This is a genomic window from Paenibacillus sp. RS8 (assembly GCF_041956825.1).
GTDB lineage: Bacteria > Bacillota > Bacilli > Paenibacillales > Paenibacillaceae > Paenibacillus_AQ.
In genome coordinates, this window is sequence record NZ_CP168131.1 from 3,475,707 (window position 1) to 3,496,561 (window position 20,855).

Genomic DNA, 20,855 nt, shown 5'->3' on the forward strand with positions numbered 1-20,855 from the left:
TGTATCGGGTGTTCAAGTTTTCGAATTTGAGTTACAAAAATCAACGGATTGCCATCATATGCTTGTTCTCATTAGTGCCGATCGTATTACTACTCACGTTTGCGTATTATCCAGTAATCAGTATGTTTCGGTACAGCTTCACCAGCTGGAATGGCCTAAGTAAAAATATGGAGTACGTTGGGTTAGAAAACTACAAAACCATTTTTACGAAACCGGAGTATTTTTCCGTATTTAAGGTCAGCTTGTATTATTTCTTCACTACCTTTATTCAGATGGCACTTGCTTTGTATTTTGCAACCATTCTGAGCTTTAGTGTTCGCATGAAAAATTTATTCAAAGGGATTTTGTTCTTCCCAACCTTGCTAAACGGTGTAGCGATCGGCTTTATCTTTCTGTTCTTTTTCAAACCAGATGGAACGCTAGATACGATTCTTAACTTGCTCGGACTCAGCGGTTTACAGCAGAAGTGGCTGCTCAATCCGAATTTGATTAACTTCTCGCTCGCAGGTGCGTCACTGTGGAGATACATGGGGATGAACTTCCTGATCTTCCTTGGGGCTATTTCCTCGATCGGTTCGGATATTTATGAAGCTGCTGAGATTGATGGTGCAAACAGATGGCATCAGTTTATGCATATTATTTTGCCAAGTATTAAACGTATTCTGCAATTGAACCTGATTCTTGCGGTCAGTGGCGCCATTGGTGTGTTTGAAATTCCATACGTCATGACAGGCGGATCTAACGGAAGTAGCACATTTGTTATTCAGACAGTCGATGTAGCGTTCAAATATAGCAAAGTTGGATTAGCGTCAGCGATGGCCGTAGTTTTGCTGGGTATCGTTATAGTAGTTACTATTTTGCAGCGCGTTCTGATCAAGGAGGAGAAATAAACTATGCATTCTGTAAAATATACCACTGCTAGTATATTCAAATATCTCACCTTGATTTTGGGAGCACTTGCAGCATTGATACCTATCGTGGTCGTATTTTTCGCTTCATTAAAGACAGGGCCAGAATATGCTTCAACCGGACCGTTAACGCTGCCAGAGAATTGGCTGAATTTCTCCAACTACACTAAGGCTTTTGTTGATGGCAAAATGCTTCTAGGATTTAAAAACACTGTCATTATCGTTGTGATCTCTATCCTGGGTGCAACGCTGACGGGTTCGATGATGGCTTATATTTTATCCCGGTTTAAATTTAAAGGCAGTAAAGTTCTCATCAGTATGTTTCTGATTGCTACCCTGATTCCGGGTGTTACAACGCAAGTGGCAACCTTCCAAATCATCAATCACTTGGGCTTGTTTAATACCAGATGGGCACCCATCGTGATGTACCTCGGTACGGATATTATTGCTGTATATATTTTCATGCAGTTCTTGGATTCGATTTCCGAGTCACTGGATGAATCCGCGATGCTGGACGGGGCTTCGTATTGGACGATTTATTGGAGAATTATTTTGCCACTGCTGAAGCCGGCGATTGTAACAGTAATTATTGTGAAGGGCGTAAATATTTATAACGATTTTTACACGCCTTTCCTATATATGCCGAAAACAGATCTCCAAACGATCTCCACAGCACTTTTTAAGTTTAAGGGTCCATACGGATCGCAGTGGGAAGTAATATGTGCGGCGATTATGATCGCGATTATTCCGACATTGGTTGTGTTTACCGCGTTGCAAAAGTATATCTACAATGGATTTTCACAAGGTTCCGTGAAGTAAGCTTAGTAGTAGATTTCATAGCAATACTAGATAAAATAGCATACTGAAAAGTTGCATACATTTGGAGGGAATACTAATGAGTGAAGTGAAATTGGTTGGAGCAAGTGTAGTGAACATCCCGAACATGCCTTGGCAGGATAAGCCTGCTGGCTACGAGAACCCGATTTGGAGACATAATGATAACCCGGTTATCAAGAGAAATCCTGCAAAAGGTGTGGCGCGTATTTTTAATAGTGCGGTTGCTGCGTATGAAGGTAGCTTTATCGGAGTATTTCGTGTAGAAGATAACACAACTCGCCCACATCTGCGTATGGGACATAGTGTTGACGGTCTGGATTGGAAGATTGATGATGAGCCGATCCATTTTATAGATGAAGAAGGTAAACCTTATCAGCCGCGTTATGCTTACGATCCACGTCTGGTTAAGGTCGAAGATACATTTTATATTATCTGGTGTACTGATTTTTACGGCGCAGCTATCGGTGTTGCTAAAACACAAGATTTCAAAACATTTATCAGCTTGGAAAATCCATTCCTGCCCTTCAACCGGAACGGTGTATTGTTCCCTAGAAAAATCAACAATAACTTCGTGATGTTGTCCCGTCCAAGTGACAGCGGACATACACCATTCGGTGATGTATTCCTTAGTGAAAGTCCTGACTTTGTATATTGGGGTAAACACCGCCATGTGATGAGTAAAGGTGGTCAAGGCTGGTGGCAAAGTGTCAAAATTGGCGGCGGACCTGCACCGATTGAAACTACTGAGGGCTGGTTGATGTTCTACCATGGCGTTACTGGAACCTGCAACGGTCTTGTATATAGCATGGGCGCGGTTATTTTGGATATTAATGAGCCTTCGAAGGTGAAATATCGCTCAAAGAACTTCGTATTAACACCGGAAGAATGGTACGAGGAAAGAGGTTTTGTAAATAACGTTCTTTTCCCATGTGCTACTCTGCATGATGCAGAAACCGGTCATATCGCTATCTATTATGGCGCTGCTGATACTTATGTAGGCGTTGCTTATACAACGGTTGATGAAATCGTCAACTATGTGATCGACACCCATGAAGAGGTTGGAGACGATGCGGGTTTAGGCAAAATCTAATAGGGTGAGCAATCTTTTGGGGAACAACTTTTTGTTAGAGTGAAATTGGGTAGATGCTTGGCGCTGTGTAGCGTTCGAAAGAAGTGATTTGTGCGCTGTGTTTTGATGCTGGGTTCTGCACGTTACACGCTCTATGTTCATTGATTTGGGCTTTTCATTGCATTCTCTGCAATAGAAACTCTCGATTTTGTCTGAAAAATAGAATCTATTGCACTCTCTGCAATGGTTTTCCGCAAAAATAAATTTTATGCTCGTTTTCGCTCTAGCTGATTGCACAGAGTGCAATAGAACACCGATTGACGCTCATATGGAGTGATTCTATTGCACAAAGTGCACTTAAACTAACCTGTTTGGTGATGTTTAGTGTAAATAGCTGCACATTGTACACTTATCTCAGGCGATTTGCCTCGTAATCCCTGCTTTGAGCAAATTTAGTTGTATAGAGTGCAGTTAAATGAACAACACATATATTTTGCTGTAAATAGTTGCAGAAAGTGCAACTATCGAGCTCTTGTTATTAGTAAAAGCTAACGGAAAATCCGATTCAGAGGGTTTTCCGTTTCCATTATTTTTAAGAGGGAAAACCTAAAGGAGGATCTTAATATGGGAAGCGACATGACATTGTCACAATTGAAAAATTATAACGGAAGCAGCCCAAAGCCGGATGATTTCGATTCATTTTGGGAGGGGGCTTTGCGTGATCTGGACGCTCAGTCACTAGAGTATGAACTAGAGCCTGCGGAGTTTGTCAGCGAGCTGGCAGAATGTTTTCATCTCTATTTTACCGGCGTTGGCGGAGCAAGAATTCATTGTAAATATGTAAGACCGAAGAAAAGAGGGTCAGACAAAGGTTCCGGTGTAGTGATGTTCCACGGATATTCCTGTGACAGTGGCGATTGGATGGAGAAGGTGACTTATGCGGCCCATGGGATTAGTGTCCTTGCGATGGATTGCCGGGGACAGGGCGGACTTTCCGAGGATAATCTAACTGTAAAAGGCACAACCATTCGTGGACATATTATTCGCGGCATTGACGATCCTAATCCGCACAACCTTTACTATCGTAATGTGTTTCTGGATACAGCGCAGACTGCTCGAATATTGATGTCTATGGAAGAAGTTGATCCAGCACGAGTAGGTGCTTTTGGTTTATCTCAAGGCGGAGCGCTTACTGTAGCTTGTGCAGCATTAGAGCCGCGTGTGAGCATGGCCGTTCCTGTGTATCCGTTTCTTTCAGATTATAGACGGGCTTGGGAGCTTGATATTACTACTTCAGCTTATGAGGAAATTAACTATTATTTCCGCTTTTTTGACCCCCATCATTTACGTGAAGACGAGATTTTTAATAGACTGGCTTACATCGATATTCAGAATCTCGCGGAGCGAATTCAAGCCAAAATGTTGTGGGTTACAGGGTTATCCGATGTGATTTGTCCACCTTCAACGCAGTTTGCCACATACAACAAAGTACTAGCGCCCAAAGAGCTTATGGTTTATTATGAGTACGGACATGAGTATTTGCCATATCTTTCCGATCGGGTGTTACAAATGTTCATGACCTTGTAAACGATAAGCCAGTAGGCATAACAGACGACAACGGTGGTGAATGATTAGATGAAAGTACAAGTGAAAAAAGAAAAAAGACGGTTCCAGCTGCATCCATCCAAATCCATTGGGGTGCGGCTTTTTCTCATCTTCTTTGTTTCGACGATGGTGCTCGTGCTCTCGCTTGGCTACACTTCCTATTCCGTAGCAGAGCATACGATCGAGACTAATGCGCTGTCAGCCAATCAACAGACAGTCGTTCAAACCGCTGAGAAGTTTGATGTGGAATTGTTACGTTATGAGGATGGTCTAGGAAGAATCTTGTACAACAATGAAATTCAAAATGCACTCAAACAAGGGAATAATCCCACTACAAGTAATGAGGAACGTAAGGTACTGTCTAATCAGGTTAGTGCGGAGCTAAATGATTGGCTCACTGCTTCAAACGGTGTGGAAGCCGTATACCTTATTCCGATGAATGAAGGTTTTCCAATTTCTTCGGCGGGTACAAAAGATAATGCTTTTATTGAGAGTTTCAAAGAATCCTCATGGTTTAAGCAGCTAGTGGAGAAGCCGCAGAGTGTATGGATTCCACGTGAGTTACAGGGCCAGGAAGGAAATACGTCAGGTGTTTTCCATTTGGCTAAATCGATTGCCGGTGATTCTAAAAGCTCGGGATACATAGTCATTAGTGATATCAGAATTAGCGAATTAGAAAATCAGCTTCGTAAAGTAGATCTTGGAGCAGGCTCCTACATGCAATTGCTGACGAATAAGGATGAATTGATTGCCTCTTCTCAGCAAGTGGGGACGGATACATATTTGAATCTGGGAGGAACGCTTCTGGGGGGGCTGCAGAATACAGCAGGGTCATTGCCAACAAAGGATGAGAAGGGGAAATCCATATTAGCTGTCTATGGAACACTAGAAACCTCGGGATGGCGATTACTTGGTGTTGTACCCGCTGAGAACTTGACGAAAGACGCGCTGCGTATTCTCAAGACTACCTATCTTATCGTAGCTGTAGCGGCAGTTATCGCGATTCTGATTGGGTACTGGATGGTAAGAATGGTATCTCGTCCGTTGACCAGACTTAAGAATCTGATGTCTGAGGGAGCCGAAGGGAATCTAGGAGTGCGTACGAATATCACCTCACGTGATGAAATCGGTCAGTTATCCAGCTCTTTTAACATGATGATGGAACGGATAACAGAGCTGGTTATTCATACGAATGAAATAGCTCAGAAGGTACTGGAAACCGCCGATGAGCTTAGCGGTGTATCACGTAAGACAGCTGATGCAGCCATGGATATTGCCGCGGCCACGGAAGAAATTGCGGGTGGTGCTGGAAGTCTAGCCTTGGAAGCTGATCGTGGCAATGAGTTGACGGGGCAAATTTCGGTACAGATGGATTTAGTCAATTCAGCTACTCACGAGATGGATCATACTGCACACAGCATCGGCGAACTCAGTGAGGAAGGTTTCAACAGATTGAAAGAATTACTTAATGAGACGAATAGGACGGGCCTGAAGACGAATCAGCTTGTGATGAAGGTTAACGAGCTGACAGAAACGGCATCTTCCGTTATGAAGGTTCTTAATGTGATGCAAAATATTACTCAGCAGACGAATGTCTTGTCTCTGAATGCCACCATTGAAGCAGCAAGAGCAGGCGAGGCTGGACGCGGATTCATGGTGGTAGCTGATGAAATACGCCAGCTTGCTGATCAATCGAAAGAGTCTATTGCTGTTGTGGCAGAAATAACAGATACCGTAATGAGAGATATGAACGAGACAGTTGTGGTTCTATCAGAAGTTGCACCGCTTTTTAATCAGCAAATGACCTCCGTGCAGAGCACTAGCGATATCTTCGTATCTGTACAGGATCAGATGCAGCATTTTATCGCACGTCTGAATGCTGTAACTGTGTCGATGGACAGCCTGAGCCAATCGCAAAAGGTTCTATCCGATTCGATGAGCAACGTAAGCTCAATAGCTGAGGAATCATCAGCTGCATCTCAAGAGGTTGCCTCACTCAGTGGAGAGCAACAAAGTGTAAGTGATCATTTGGTAGAGCTTTCTTTGAAGCTGGAGGATGCATCCTTGCAGTTAAAGGAGAAATTATCGAAGTTCAGCGTGTAGAGTAGTCTTAACAGAATACTAAATTAAAGAACCGCTTATTCCTTTAGGAGAAGCGGTTCTTTGTTTTGAGCGGCATGAAGCCAGTATAAAATAATCCAGATGCATCTGAAGATAGTCTAGATAAGCCCGAGAAACGACCCTACGAACCTACTGATCTGAAGGCAAACATTACGTTACATTGCAGATAGTACAATAGAAAACGCCATTTCCGCTCATAAAATAACATCTACTGCACTCTGTGCAATCAAACTACTGGAAATATGCTATTAAAGGGCATTTTTCATTTATTGGTTGTACAAAATACAAACGAATTACAATTCAGCACGATTTTTAAAATTCTGCTGCACAAAATACAACGACTCTACCAGAAAATAAACATTACACATCAATTGCTTATGTGTAACGGACTCAGATGCAGCTATTTGTGCATTTTGCTGCTTATGGGGTGAGTTGCGGACTCGAGAGTCCGAACGCTTTACTGGTGAGGTGATAAATGAAACAGAAGGACAAACGCTTACCGTCCCTACAAGGACGACGTAGGCGTTTTTGTTTGGAAAAAAATTTTTGCTACTGATGTTGTGAAGGCAAATTTATGGCGATTCTAATGGATGTAGGTGGGACATAATAGTGTGGAGTCTGATCAGGAGGGAAGACATTGCGTAATAACAAACACCGGCGTGTATTCAGCGGTCTTCTTATTTTATCTGCGGCTGTAGCCGTGTTGATCCTTAGGCTGGCGTGGGTTCAACTAATTATGAAGGAACAGACGGTTCCTGGAACAAAATATACACTTGCGAAGATGGCGGAAATTCAAAGTGAACGGGAGACGGTACTGGACAGTGGTCGGGGACGTCTGTATGACCGCAAGAATGAACCCCTTGCCGGGGAAACTATTTGGACGGCGGCGTTTTTTCCACAGGAGGAGATGGCTAAGAAACCTGTGACGAAGGTTGTTTACGAAGAAGCGAAACCCATGCACCGAATGGCGGAGATTCTGGGTGTCAGCTATGAACAACTGCTGAATAAGCGTTCTTCGCTTAAAGAACCTTTACTTTGGCCATCTTCAGTGGGAAAAGAACCCCTCGCGTTGTCCCAGGCACAGGCAGAAGAAGTGAGTGCACTGGGGATTGACGGAGTAGGCGTGCTTCCTTTCGCACGCAGATATGATGGGAATTCTTCAGGTCGGCAATGGCTAGGCTATTTATCGGAAGCCACCATGCATGCTGGAGCTAAAGCCTCTCCTACGGGTCTTAGAGTTCCTATGACGGGAACGGACGGTTTAGAGAAGACATTAGAGCCTTTGCTTCAAGGGGTAGGACACACGGAAGCATATGTTCAAGTGGATGCGCGTGGGAATCGCCTTCCAGGCAGCCCCATCCAAGTTAAAGCACCGGGCAATCCTTATTTCCCTTTGTCTTTATATACAACGATTGATAAGAAGCTTCAGGAGGGGATTGAGGCGCTAGCGCTTAAATCCGGAATGAAGGAAGGAGCCATAGTGGTGTTAGACACCGGCACGGGAGATATTGAAGCCATGGTATCTTTACCCTTCTATAACCCAGAGAAGATATCTCCTCAAGGGGGGGAGTGGAATAACCGGGCGCTCCAGGCCGCCGTTCCTGGATCGATCTTCAAAATCGTTACAGCCGCCGCAGCGTTAGAAGCGGGTGTAACCTCCGCTGACGAGCTTTTTTATTGTTCAGGGCAATATGAGAAATATGGATTGTCTTGCCTGACAGGAAAGGGACACGGCCCCCTTACGCTGGCGCAAGGATTTGCCGTGTCCTGTAATACTGTATTTGCTGCTCTGGCAGAGCGATTGAGCGGTGTTCAGCTTCAATCAACAGCATTTGCGCTAGGACTTGGAAGAGATATTAGCTGGCAAGCCGAAAAGACGCTTGGGTTCCCACTTCTAAAACCACTAGCCGGCGAGCAAAAGGGGACCATCTTCACTACCTTACTTCCAGATGACAAGGGAGCCAGGGTACAGACTGCAATTGGACAGCGAGATGTGCAAGTCACACCTTTACAAGCAGCAAATCTAATCGTAACGCTACTGCATGGTGGGGAAGTAAGAGCGCCAAGAATCCTGCAGCGAGTCACATTTGCAAATGGACAGAAGCTGGAGGAGCTTCCGGGTCATCTGTCCCCATCCTCCGCAGGTAGGATCTCTAAGGCTACAGCCCGCCAGTTACTGTCCATGATGCGCAAAGTAGTGACGGAAGGCACCGGAACCCGTCTACAAAGCACACACTGGCCCGTTGCAGGTAAATCAGGGACGGCACAGACCCAAGTTAAGGGTATAGCACGCAACAATCAATGGTTTATCGGCTACGGTCCAGTGGATCACCCAAGATATGCTGTATCAGTTGCTGTAGAGAATGTCGCTCCGGACAGTCCGCATCTTGCCATTAAGCTGTTCGGTCAGATATTTGATTTGTTATCGGATTCGTCAGAAGCTTGAGTCTCCGGAGGAGCAGGAGTAGCCTTGCCCTTAGATGAAGGGCCGTTTGCGGCAAAGGGCGAAACGATAAACTCCTCTTGAGGCAAATAGATCCAGCTCTGAAGATATCCTTGTTGGATAAGCTCTTTGATTAGAATAAGCAGAATTGGCGACAGGATCAGACCGGCCATACCGAAAGCAGATGTGGACAGAATGACGAAGGACAGCATTAGAAAAGCTGACGAAACGCCAATCGAATTCCCGGTAATCTTAGGCTCAAGCAGTTGTCTTACAATCAGTACAATTGCGAGGAGTATGATTAGACCGATTGCTAAAGAGGTATTGCCAACAATGAACAGATAAATAATCCAAGGGACTAAAATCGTTGTTACACCTAGGAGCGGCAAGACATCAAATACAGCACAGATAAGCGCCATAGTGATTTCGTTACCGGTTCTTAGTATGAATAAGCCAACCAGTACGATAACAAAGGTAATGCTGATCAGAATAAGCTGAGCTTTTAAATAAGAGCCGATGGCTTTAAATACATTACCCTGCAAAAAGGCATAAGCGGTTTTAAATGTTTTTGGCATTTTGTCATGGGCGATTTTGCGCCAGTCTTTAATTTCCATACTAAGAAAAAATGCTAAAATAATGGCAATCCCAAAATTGGCCATGAAAGAGGAAAAGGATCCAAGAACACCGACCATGTATTTTAGAAAAGCAACAAGCCATCCAGTAAGGACATTCGTGCATCTTTAAAGTATCCATTCACTTTGTCGGTAATATCAGGCGGCAGGCTATCGATTTTTTGCTGAAGGTAGGTTGTGAATTCCGCGAAATGTTGTTGTACCACATATGTATACTTAGGAAGATTATCTTGAAAGTGAAGCGCTTGGATCGTGACCAATAGCCCAGCACCAAATAACGTACCTAGAAGAACGATTAGAAACAGAAGCACTGAGATTGCCGAAGCGAATGGTTTGGCTAGCCCCCGTCGGTTCAAGAAACGGGCAAGTGGTTCAATAAGCAAAAATACAAAAAAAGATAGGAATACAGGTGCAGCTAACTGATACAATTTACTGAAGGCAAACATAACCAGATAGACCGTGAGGACAATTAATCCAATGTCGAAGAACGTGCGCCAATATTTTTTGTATAACGGCAGCATAGATATAAACAACTCCCTCTTTAAATTGTTGATAGGTCAGGTTGAATACATTGTACATGATTTTACTTAAAAAACGTCTATTTCTTTGATACATGTGTTAAAATAGGGGGTAACGTATTTTTTGTCTAATTTCACTTGGCCGTATCACAGGTTCTGCTTGCAGACGTAAGGCGAGCCAAAGTCAACTCTGGAAAAGCGAGGAATTCATATGCAGACTTTGCTGCTCTGGTTATTTTATATCTCATCTTTTTATGCTTTTATCCCGGGTATGATTAGCCGCATTTTTGGTTACCGTGTCTTTCGTAAAGGAACTGGGCTGAATGAGTTCGCGTTGACCTTTGACGATGGACCTGACCCTCGATTTACACCGTTACTCCTGGATTTATTGAAGAAGTATGATGCAAAAGCAACCTTTTTTGTAGTAGGATCTAACGCTGAACGTTATCCGGAGCTTATTAGGCGGATACATGCAGAGGGACATCTTATTGGAATTCATAATTATGTTCACAAGACGAACTGGCTCATGCGGCCCGCAACCGTTCGTCGGCAGATTCAGCGCACGAATGATATTATCTACAACATAATAGGCGAGCGTAGTACGTATTACCGTCCACCTTGGGGGATTGTCAATTTGTTCGATATTTCTAAGCGTCGCCAAGTTGAAATTGTTCTTTGGTCGGTAATGTTTGGCGATTGGCGTGAGAAGCTTGGTGCGCAGCGGCTCACCGAAAAAATGCTTGCCCGATTGAATCCCGGTGAAGTAATGCTGCTGCATGATAGCGGTACAACGCTGGGTGCCGATCCGGACGCACCCGAGAATATGCTTGTAGCCCTTGAACTGACGCTGCAGGAGGCCCAAAGAAGAGGACTGCGTAGCATTCGAGTGGATGACATGATCAAGATGGCGGAGAAATCACCGATTCGGCGTTTATCCTTTGGTAAACGAGTACTGGTAGGACTCTGGTTGGCTTGGGAGCAAGTATTTCAAGTATTGTTCCAGCTTAAGACGATTAACCCGGCGGATCCATTCATGCATTATCGAATGCGTAAATATCAGGGAGAGCCTGTTGAACTCGGTGATGGAACCCAGCTGAGAAAAGGCGATAAAATCATTGAGCTGCATATTGATAACAAGCAATTATTCGAAATAGGTATTCATTCTCGTTCTTCTGCTCAACTTGCGATTCGAATGATCCGCAGAATGGAGAAAGGGTTGCCAATGCTGGCGGAAGTCATTGCCAAGGATGTGGATCTTGCGCAAGCCAAAGCACTTTATGGGGTTAGTATGATAAACCGTGGGCCAGAGAAATTTGGCTTTAGTGTACATGATTTGCCGGATGGTTTATTCGCACGCTCCACCAAGTTTTACTTAAAGATCCTGTTAAGTGTGATTCATCCAGATGGTGGTGCTAGGCTCAAGGAGCGGAGTGAGGTCCTTGTACCGAAGCTAATCTTGATGCCTGTCTCAGAATTGCTCAAGAAGATGAATCAGCAACTGCCTCATGATGAAAGGTCAGTAAGAAAACGTAAACCACAGCAAGAGGAAGCCTTGTCGCTTAACGATTCACTTTCAGAAGTGGAATTACCAGGAGCAACAGTAACGAATTGATTCTTGATATTATTAGTCTTATATAATGAATGGCAATGTAGATGCCTCACAAACCAGAAATGGATTGTGGGGCATCTTTTCTTATGTCCAATAAAAAAGAGCAGTCCGACCATAGATTATCTAAGGTGAACTGCTCTTGTATGCTAGGAACAATTAGAACTAGGCGAATTAAATCTTCAGTACTGCACCGTTACTTGCGTTGGTAACCATTTTGGAATAGCGAGCCAGGTAACCAGTCTTAACTTTAGGCTCAAACTCTTTCCAGCCCGTACGGCGAACCGCCAATACTTCTTCGTCAACCAGCAGTTCAATCTTACGATTGTTGAGGTCGAGTTCAATGATGTCGCCATCCTCAACAAAAGCGATCGGGCCGCCTTCAGCAGCTTCTGGAGAAATATGACCGATACTGATTCCGCGGGAAGCCCCCGAGAAACGTCCGTCTGTAATCAGACCAACCTTAGCACCCAGACCCATGCCCACGATTTGTGAAGTAGGAGCTAGCATTTCCGGCATTCCCGGTCCACCCTTTGGACCTTCATAACGGATAACGACTACATGGCCTTCTTTAACCTTACCGTTAGCGATACCTTCGAGTGCGGATTCTTGGGAATCAAAGCAGATCGCAGGACCTTTGTGATATCCACCAACAGAAGCATCTACTGCACCTACTTTAATGATGGAACCTTCAGGAGCCAGGTTGCCGTATAGGACGGCGAGACCGCCTCTTTCGGAGTAAGGGTTATCGATCTTATGAATAACCGAAGTATCTTGGATCTCATGTCCGATTACGTTTTCGGCTAATGTTTTGCCGGTAACCGTCATGCAGTCTCCGTACAGAGCACCTGGTTTCTTCAGCAGTTCATTCAAGACGGCACTAACGCCGCCTGCGCGGTCCACATCTTCGATGAAAATATCGGATGCTGGAGCCAGCTTCGCCAAATAAGGAACACGGTTAGCCACTTCGTTAATACGTTCAAGCGGATAATCGATACCAGCTTCTTGAGCTAGCGCAAGGGTGTGCAGCACCGTATTGGTGGATCCGCCCATTGCCATATCCAGTGCAAAAGCGTTATCTAGGGATTCCTTAGTTACGATATCTCTTGGTTTAAGATCTAATTTAATCAATTCCATCAATTGAGTAGCAGATCTGCGTACAAATTCTCTACGCTCATCAGCTACAGCTAGGATGGTACCATTACCTGGCAATGCAAGTCCAAGTGCTTCTGCCAAGCAGTTCATGGAGTTGGCTGTGAACATTCCTGAACAAGATCCGCAGGTAGGACAACCGAATTGTTCTAATTCAAGCAGCTCAGCATCGTTGATTTTGCCGACTTGGTGAGCACCTACGCCCTCAAATACGGAGGTAAGGGAGAGTTTTTTACCTTTACTGTCTACGCCGGCTTTCATTGGTCCGCCGCTTACGAACATGGTTGGGATGTTGACACGCAGTGCGCCCATCATCATACCCGGTGTGATTTTATCGCAGTTAGGGATGCAGACCATGCCATCGAACCAATGCGCGGAAACTACAGTTTCCAAGGCGTCAGCGATGATCTCACGGCTTGGCAGTGAATAACGCATGCCGATATGTCCCATTGCGATACCGTCATCTACGCCGATCGTATTGAATTCGAAAGGAACGCCGCCAGCTTCACGAATCGCTTCCTTAACGATCTTACCGAACTCTTGCAGATGCACATGACCTGGAACAATATCAATATAGGAATTGCAGACCGCAATAAACGGCTTTCCGAAATCTTCTTCTTTTACTCCGGCTGCACGCAGGAGACTACGGTGTGGAGCACGGTCAAAGCCTTTTTTAATCATGTCTGAACGCATTTTCTTAGCTGCCATATTGACATTTCCCCCCTAAATAAATTGCAATGAAATATAGTGTCGCATTAACGCAATGAACTCCAAAGACCTGCGTATATACGGTTTATAGAATGAACGGGGACGAGCTTCCTAGAGAAGAAGGGCGAAGCCGATTCTATAAATAATGCCGCTGTTTTGGTATAAACGTTTCCCGCCTATAATGAACGGAGAAGTCATTGTTATTAGTGAGTCTATCACAAAGAGCACGTTTTTTCTACCGGACAATGTGAAGTTTCTGATGAGGAGACCAGCCTAAAATCGTATAAAAAAACCTATCCGCTAGGGGATAGGCCACTTATAATGAGCGCCTTAAGGCAACACGCTGCAGGGTGATCATCCAGCCAACGGGAGGCTCAACAATAGGATGCATCAGTCGTTTTACACTTGGTTGGGCTAAGAGAATGGTTAGTAAGATTGCGGAGAACACTAATAAGACGGCGCCTATAGAATGGTTGATATAGGAGTACAGGCCAGAAACGGCGGCAAAACGAATGATAAATCCGTGAAGTAGAAAAACATACAATGTACGGGAACCCCAGTCAGTCATCCGGCTGAGCAAGTAAGGAATCCACCCCATAAATGCTAGTGCAGCAGTGATTTGCAGACCGTAAACAGCTAACCGATAAACTCCTGCGTACCATTCATGAAGTCCAAGCTGCATGTAAGTCATACTTCCGTAAAGCCAGCCTATCGGGAACTCTGAGCCCCCAGATGCAAACAGAAGGAATAGAAGGATGGAGACTGCGGCAGCAGTGACTTTAATCTTTTTTTGAAAAAAGCGTAAAAAGGTCTGGAACGGAAAATGATAACCTAATACGAAAAATGGCAGGTATACGAAAGTACGGCTAATGCTGAACCATATGCCATCAAGCTGTAGGTATCCAATGGCAATTCCAGCAACGATAGCAAAAATGAATTGCATGGCAGGCGTCCATTTACGCATCCCGATCATTAGCAAACGCCAGAAGGCATGACTTGCCAGGAACCATAAGAGCAAATAGGGGGCGAAAAAAGAATGATGGATACCCTGTACGTGATATATGGCGGCGTCTAGCACAGAGTAGAGGCTTTGAAAAATAATGTACTGCAGTCCGATTTGCATGATTATGCGACGGCCTTGCGTCCCTGTAAGGTGTTTATTGGCAAAAAAGCCTGTAACGAGCACGAAGAGGGGCATATGGAAGCTGAAGATCCACAAATATAAGCTATGCAAGCTGCTCATTGAGCCTATCAGTGGTTCTATGGCGTTTCCAACGATTACAGTGACAATGAGAACAAAACGTAAATTTAGAAAAAAGGTCTTTCCAGGTGTGTCTAGCGAGTTATCCCCTACCATGACTTCCCCCCAATGATGCTTGATGCTTTAATTTTAAAATACAAAATTTTCTTCGATTGAATTGTGAATTAACTCACTAGTGAAAGCGTTATCATGAGTACCAAATGTGGCGATGTGTTGAAGGTTGTTAGAATAGTGGGTTTCCACTATAATTTTCTTATATACAGTAACATCCGGGAGTGGAGCATATTGAAGAGAAGAATAAATAAGCGTCGTATTGGTTTAACTGTACTAATCATTCTTGTTATAGCCGGATTGCTGTTATGGAAATATTTAACTCCGTATGCACCAGCCGAACAAGCCGAAACTGCCCTGATTTCCAGTGGTGGAGTAACCGTCGAGCAGAATGACAACTGGATCTCGTTCGAACCTTCCATTACTAAAGGTGCCTCGATCATATTTTACCCTGGAGCTCTGGTGAAACCAGAAGCTTATTCCCCACTTGCGAAGGGCATTGCTGCTGCGGGACATCCTTTCTACATCGCCAAAATGCCGTTTAATTTAGCAGTAACAAAGGGTGATGCCGCAGAAGAGATTATTCGTGTACATCCGAAGCAGTCTTTTGTTCTAGGTGGACATTCCCTTGGGGGCGTCATGGCGTCACGTTATGCAGTTGAGCATGCGGACCAGCTGGAAGGTGTATTTTTTCTAGCCTCTTATCCGGATGAAAAAGGTAGTCTACGAGAGACCACTTTGTCAGTATTGTCGCTGGTAGGGACTGAGGATCAAGTGATTGACAGAGACAGCTACAGTAAAGGGCGCTCTTATCTGCCGGATAATACGGTCTATAGTTCAATCGTCGGTGGTAATCACGCTCAGTTTGGAAGCTATGGACCTCAAAAGGGAGACGGGAATGCAACCATTTCTGAAGAAGAGCAGCAAAATGAAACAGTGAGAGCTATGCTGGATTGGCTAGGGAATCTTAGGTAGTCTCCGGTTCGGTTTTTCCAACAAAGGGAGTGAGGATTATGCCATTATTACACATTAACGATGACTGCATTCCCTGTTCAGGAATATTGTTCGACAAAGATGGTACGCTATTGGATTTGTTAGCCACATGGGGGAATTGGGCCGAGCTTGTTCTTCGTGGAATGGAAAACCAGCTTACGGTTATGGGAACTGATTTTATTGTGGATCGAAGTAAAGTGCTTGGTACTCAGCATGATGCTGCAGGTAAGTTGATTGGTTATGATCCTGCAGGGCCGCTCACCATGGCTACAGAGGAAGAAAGTTATGGAGTGCTTGCCTGGCAGCTATATGCTGCGGGCGTTCCTTGGAATGAAGCGTTGACCCGTGTAAAGAGCATAGCGAAGGACGCAATGTATGAATTGCGCAGACGCCGCACGGCACAGCCGCTAGAAGGTCTTCATTCTTTTCTGGAACAGTGCGCGGCTGCATCGCTGAAGCTAGGTGTGGTTACCTCAGATGGTGCAAAGACCACTCAGGAGCATCTGGATTGGCTTGGTATTGCGCATTATTTCGATTCGGTAGTTACAAGAGACAGAGTATTAAACGGAAAACCCGCACCTGAAATGGCTGAATTAGCCTGCCGGGAGCTTGGGCTTTCTCCAGAAGTAACGATTATTATCGGTGACAGTAATGCAGATATGCAATTGGGTAAGGGTGCTGGATTACGCCTCGCCGTTGGAATCTCTAACATGGGTGATGGAAATCACTTGATCGACGCAGATGTGATTATTTCTAGCTATAATGAGCTAAGGATCACCTACTGATCAGCATACTAATGGAAAGGATGTGCTACAACATATGGATCAATTGCAGACACTTGCTTCTTGGATTAAAGACTGTGACAATATCGTTTTTTTCGGAGGGGCAGGTACATCAACAGAGAGTGGAATCCCGGATTTCCGCTCGGCAGCAGGATTATACCAGACTCAGCACAATTCACCTTATCCGCCTGAAGTGATGCTGAGCCGAACTTTTTTTATGTCCTCACCGGACATTTTTTTTGATTTTTACCGTAGTAAAATGATTCATCCCGACGCTCGTCCGAATGGCGCTCATCAGCTGCTTGCAGAATTGGAACGTCAGGGCAAGCTTAAGGCTGTTATTACGCAAAATATTGATGGTCTGCACCAGCTGGCAGGCAGTCAAAAGGTACTTGAGCTGCATGGTTCCATTCATCGTAACCATTGCATGGACTGCTCACGTTATTACGGGTTGGAGCAGCTCCTAAGTTCCAATGAGATCGTCCCTCGCTGTCCTGAATGTGGTGGCATTATTAAGCCGGATGTTGTGTTATATGAAGAAGAATTAGATCACTCGGTGCTGGTGAATTCTGTTGAAGCGATAACAGCTGCAGATATGCTTATGATTGGTGGCACCTCTCTTACGGTCCAGCCTGCGGCTAGTCTGGTTACTTATTTCAGGGGGAAACGTACGGTGCTGCTGAATGGCGACCCGACCCCCTATGATGATCGCGCTGATCTTCTGATTACAGATCGGATTGGGAAGGTACTCGGCAGTGTAAAGGATCTAATTGGTTAGAGAAGGAATAGTAATAGAGCAACAGCCCGGTTCCTTAAGCTAAGGAAGCCGGGCTGTTGTTGTAGAAATGAATTTTTAAAAGTGAAAAGCCTCTTAAAGATCTGGCTTCTTTACTTGTCTGGTCGTTGTGATGCGGTAGGCAGTGGGTGACTGGGCGCAAAAGCGTTTAAATTGACGCGAGAAGTACAGGGCGTCAGTGAGTCCAACGGAAGCGGCAACCTGTTCGACAGACAGTTCTGGTCGCTCACGGAGCAGCTGTCTAGACTTCTCAATACGCAGCTTCAGCAAGTATGTTACCGGAGACAAACCGGTTTCTTGCTTGAACACACGGGAGAGATAGGCCCGGTTATAGCCAAGGGTATCACACATTTGTTCAATAGATACTGGATGAGCGTATTGGGAGGCCATGTAGTGGATCATTTGCTTCACAGTACGCTTAACCTGCGATTCAGCTCCGGGAAGACGGGAGAAAGAAGAGAGCAAATCTGCAGCTTCACCTACAATGAGATAAAGATATCCCAGAGAAGTTAGGTGGGCACTTTCTTTGTTTGCTTTGAAGGCTTGCATGATACTGGAAAGGGCACCTGGGATGACGCTGTCACCCGTTGTAGTCAACACAGGTTTTTGAGGTGTAAAGCCAGTCTGCAGCACAAGGTCGTCAGCCTCGCTCCCAGTAAAAGCTGCCCAGCGATAGCACCAGGGCTGTTCTTTATCCGAAACATAACTGACCAGCTGCCCTGGATGAATAAGGAAGCAGTCACCTTGTCCTAGTGTATATTGATGATGTTCAGTACGGAAAATACCTGAGCCTGACTCTATAAAGTGAAGTAAATAATAATCGTAAATCTTAGGGCCAGCTTGATGCATAGGAATCGTCTGACTTTGACCGGCAAACAGTACATGGAGATTTTGTTTATCGTAATACACGGGATTGGATCCTACGGAATAAGTATGCTCCATATGGGACAGCCTTTCTTGTGTTATTGTCATTTTATGGCTTATAGTTTAGGGTGTATCATTTCTCTGTGTAATTATTATATTATGGGAAGTCACATTTATCCATACATTACACACATGATTGCATTATCAGAGGATCACTGATTACATTATAATGAATACATAAAGAACGCTTTACTAATTCCCACTGGCTGAAGCAGCGAAAGGATGGAGTGGCATTAATGAGCACACAGGAACTTAATAAGAAATTCATCGAAAAATACGGGGTAAGCGAGCAAGAGGCTCAAGTATTTTATGCACCAGGACGTGTCAATCTCATTGGAGAGCACTTGGATTACAACGGTGGATACGTGCTACCCGCAGCTTTGGAATTCGGTACAACTTTGATTGTTCGCCCACGCAGTGACAGCAAAGTGAATTTTGCATCTACTAATTTTCCTTATGAAGCATCTATTGATTATAGTGAAATTGGCAAGGCCAAAACGGGAGAATGGATCGACTATCCGGTTGGAGTAATGGTTGAATTGGAGAAGAAAAACACTCCAGTATCTAAAGGTTACGATCTGCTGTTCCATGGTGATATTCCGAATGGCGCAGGCTTGTCCTCATCGGCTTCTCTTGAAGTCGTGACTGCTTATGCTTTCCTGACGCTTGAAGGCGGCGACACGGATACCGTTGAGATTGCACTCTTGTCTCAGCGTGCTGAGAACCAGTATGTAGGTGTAAACTCCGGAATTATGGATCAGTTCGCAGTTGCTAATGGCAAACGAGATCATGCAATCCTGTTAATGTGCGATACGCTTGAATATAATCTGGTACCTTTCATCACAGGTGCTTACAAACTGGTTATCGGCAACACGAACAAACGCAGAGGACTTGTAGATTCCAAGTATAATGAGCGTCGTCAGCAGTGTGATGAGGCCTTGTCTATTTTGCAAAAAGAAGTGCCTTCACTAGCTTATCTGGCACAGCTCAACCGTGAACAATTCGAAGCACATCAAGATAAAATCACGGATGAAGTTGTTAGACGCCGCGCTCGCCATGTTGTGGAAGAGAATCAACGTGTACTAGATTCTGTTGAAGTATTAAAGAACAATGACCTGAAGCAGTTTGGTCAGTTCATGAATGACTCACATGCTTCCTTGCGCGACTTGTATGAAGTTAGCTGTGAAGAGCTAGATATTATGGTTGAAGAAGCACAGCGTATCCCGGGTACACTCGGTTCCCGTATGACTGGCGCAGGTTTCGGTGGTTGTACTGTATCCTTGGTACATGAAGATGATGTAGAACGTTTTATTCGTGAAGTAGGCGAGGCATATACCACAAGATCTGGTTTGGTTGGTGAGTTCTACGTTTGCGGCATCGGTAATGGTGTCCAAGAATTGAAGGGAGTGTAATCAAATGGCGATTTTAGTAACAGGTGGAGCAGGGTATATCGGATCTCATACTGTAGCGGAGCTGTTGGATCGCGGCGAAGAAGTGGTAATCATCGACAACTTGCTGACAGGACATCGTGAGGCGCTATTGGGTGGCAGGCTGTACGAAGGCGATCTGCGTGATAAGGAGCTGCTCAGTAAGCTGTTTGCTGAGAACGAGATTGAGGCAGTCATTCATTTCGCGGCGAGCTCTTTGGTTGGTGAGAGCATGAAGGACCCCGTTAAGTATTATGACAACAACGTATACGGCACACAATGTCTTTTGGAAGCTATGCAAAAAGCTGGCGTGAACAAAATCGTATTCTCGTCCACAGCGGCAACCTATGGCGAACCGGAAAAAGTGCCGATTGAAGAAACTGACCGTACCGAGCCAGCTAACGTCTACGGCGAAACGAAGCTGACCATGGAACGCATGATGGCTTGGTTTGATAAAGTACTGGGTATCAAATATGTAGCGCTTCGTTACTTTAATGCTGCAGGTGCACATGCTAGTGGCAAAATCGGTGAAGACCACCGTCCGGAAAGTCATTTGGTTCCGCTGGTATTGCAAACCGCTTTGAAGCAACGGGAGAGCATCGCCGTGTTCGGAGACGACTACCCTACAGAAGATGGTACTTGCGTGCGCGACTACATTCATGTGAGTGATCTGGCTGATGCCCATGTTCGTGCAGTAACCTATCTTCGCAGCGGAAGCAGCAGTAATATTTTCAACTTGGGGAATGGACTTGGCTTCTCGGTGAAACAGGTTATTGAAACAGCGAAGAAGGTTACAGGACTAGAAATCCCTGTAGTTATTCAAGAACGACGTGCTGGAGATCCGGCAGTGCTGGTAGCCTCCTCCGACAAAGCGCGCTCTATCCTTGGATGGAACCCTCAGCATGCTGACTTGGAAAATATCATTCAAAGCGCCTGGAACTGGCATTCTGCCAATCCGCAAGGATACGGAGAATAAGGGATTTAGCTCGAATTGAGCTTACGATCCTACTTAAGGAGAATTA

General features: G+C 44.9%; 15 protein-coding genes and 1 pseudogene. 12 read left to right on the plus strand and 4 right to left on the minus strand.

Annotated features, from left to right (window positions below; all coding sequences use genetic code 11):
* The first annotated feature begins 8 nt into the window (after nt 1-8).
* From ACDZ28_RS16970 to ACDZ28_RS16995, 6 genes are all read left to right on the plus strand, one after another.
* The gene (locus ACDZ28_RS16970; protein WP_042186108.1) at nt 9-890 is read left to right on the plus strand and encodes a carbohydrate ABC transporter permease; all 882 of its coding nucleotides are present in this window, start codon (nt 9-11) and stop codon (nt 888-890) included.
* Nucleotides 891-893: 3 nt separating this feature from the next.
* Entirely contained in the window at nt 894-1,727 is an 834-nt protein-coding gene (locus ACDZ28_RS16975; RefSeq protein ID WP_042186110.1) for a carbohydrate ABC transporter permease, read from the plus strand.
* Nucleotides 1,728-1,803: 76 nt separating this feature from the next.
* Nucleotides 1,804-2,835, plus strand: coding sequence for a glycosylase (locus tag ACDZ28_RS16980; protein WP_375105276.1), 1,032 nt, complete (start codon nt 1,804-1,806; stop codon nt 2,833-2,835).
* A 603-nt stretch (nt 2,836-3,438) separates the two neighbouring features.
* Nucleotides 3,439-4,401: an acetylxylan esterase gene (locus ACDZ28_RS16985; protein WP_375105277.1), complete on the plus strand. Its 963-nt coding sequence runs from the start codon at nt 3,439-3,441 to the stop codon at nt 4,399-4,401.
* Between the two features lie 48 nt (nt 4,402-4,449).
* Entirely contained in the window at nt 4,450-6,522 is a 2,073-nt protein-coding gene (locus ACDZ28_RS16990; RefSeq protein ID WP_375105278.1) for a methyl-accepting chemotaxis protein, read from the plus strand.
* Nucleotides 6,523-7,177: 655 nt separating this feature from the next.
* Nucleotides 7,178-8,986: a penicillin-binding protein 2 gene (locus ACDZ28_RS16995; RefSeq protein WP_339289861.1), complete on the plus strand. Its 1,809-nt coding sequence runs from the start codon at nt 7,178-7,180 to the stop codon at nt 8,984-8,986.
* Here the strand turns inward: ACDZ28_RS16995 and ACDZ28_RS17000 are convergent.
* Nucleotides 8,947-10,136: pseudogene (locus ACDZ28_RS17000) on the minus strand (AI-2E family transporter). The gene ACDZ28_RS16995 and the pseudogene ACDZ28_RS17000 sit on opposite strands and share 40 nt — an antisense overlap.
* Before the next feature lie 208 nt (nt 10,137-10,344).
* On the opposite strand from ACDZ28_RS17000, the gene ACDZ28_RS17005 reads away from it, so the two are divergent.
* Nucleotides 10,345-11,745, plus strand: a complete 1,401-nt coding sequence (locus ACDZ28_RS17005) for a polysaccharide deacetylase family protein (protein WP_339289862.1) — start codon at nt 10,345-10,347, stop codon at nt 11,743-11,745.
* A gap of 168 nt (nt 11,746-11,913) precedes the next feature.
* Here ACDZ28_RS17005 and ilvD read toward each other — a convergent pair whose 3' ends face one another.
* Both ilvD and ACDZ28_RS17015 read right to left on the minus strand, forming a co-directional pair.
* Nucleotides 11,914-13,599 (minus strand): dihydroxy-acid dehydratase, encoded by a 1,686-nt coding sequence (gene ilvD / locus ACDZ28_RS17010; RefSeq protein WP_042125516.1) that lies wholly within the window; start codon nt 13,597-13,599, stop codon nt 11,914-11,916.
* Between the two features lie 316 nt (nt 13,600-13,915).
* The gene (locus ACDZ28_RS17015; protein WP_042125518.1) at nt 13,916-14,956 is read right to left on the minus strand and encodes an acyltransferase family protein; all 1,041 of its coding nucleotides are present in this window, start codon (nt 14,954-14,956) and stop codon (nt 13,916-13,918) included.
* Nucleotides 14,957-15,145: 189 nt separating this feature from the next.
* On the opposite strand from ACDZ28_RS17015, the gene ACDZ28_RS17020 reads away from it, so the two are divergent.
* The 3 genes from ACDZ28_RS17020 to ACDZ28_RS17030 are packed head-to-tail and all read left to right on the plus strand — an operon-like array spanning nt 15,146 to nt 17,464.
* Nucleotides 15,146-15,886: an alpha/beta hydrolase gene (locus tag ACDZ28_RS17020; protein ID WP_375105279.1), complete on the plus strand. Its 741-nt coding sequence runs from the start codon at nt 15,146-15,148 to the stop codon at nt 15,884-15,886.
* Between the two features lie 38 nt (nt 15,887-15,924).
* Nucleotides 15,925-16,689 (plus strand): HAD family hydrolase, encoded by a 765-nt coding sequence (locus ACDZ28_RS17025; protein ID WP_375105280.1) that lies wholly within the window; start codon nt 15,925-15,927, stop codon nt 16,687-16,689.
* A 34-nt stretch (nt 16,690-16,723) separates the two neighbouring features.
* Nucleotides 16,724-17,464 (plus strand): NAD-dependent protein deacylase, encoded by a 741-nt coding sequence (locus tag ACDZ28_RS17030; RefSeq protein WP_375105281.1) that lies wholly within the window; start codon nt 16,724-16,726, stop codon nt 17,462-17,464.
* Between the two features lie 93 nt (nt 17,465-17,557).
* Here ACDZ28_RS17030 and ACDZ28_RS17035 read toward each other — a convergent pair whose 3' ends face one another.
* A complete protein-coding gene (locus ACDZ28_RS17035; RefSeq protein ID WP_375105282.1) occupies nt 17,558-18,454 on the minus strand; it encodes an AraC family ligand binding domain-containing protein in 897 nt (298 codons plus the stop codon).
* Nucleotides 18,455-18,642: 188 nt separating this feature from the next.
* On the opposite strand from ACDZ28_RS17035, the gene ACDZ28_RS17040 reads away from it, so the two are divergent.
* On the plus strand, nt 18,643-19,818 hold the full coding sequence (locus ACDZ28_RS17040) for a galactokinase (protein WP_042125528.1): 1,176 nt from the start codon (nt 18,643-18,645) through the stop codon (nt 19,816-19,818).
* A 4-nt stretch (nt 19,819-19,822) separates the two neighbouring features.
* On the plus strand, nt 19,823-20,809 hold the full coding sequence (gene galE, locus ACDZ28_RS17045) for a UDP-glucose 4-epimerase GalE (RefSeq protein ID WP_375105283.1): 987 nt from the start codon (nt 19,823-19,825) through the stop codon (nt 20,807-20,809).
* Nucleotides 20,810-20,855 lie beyond the last annotated feature (46 nt).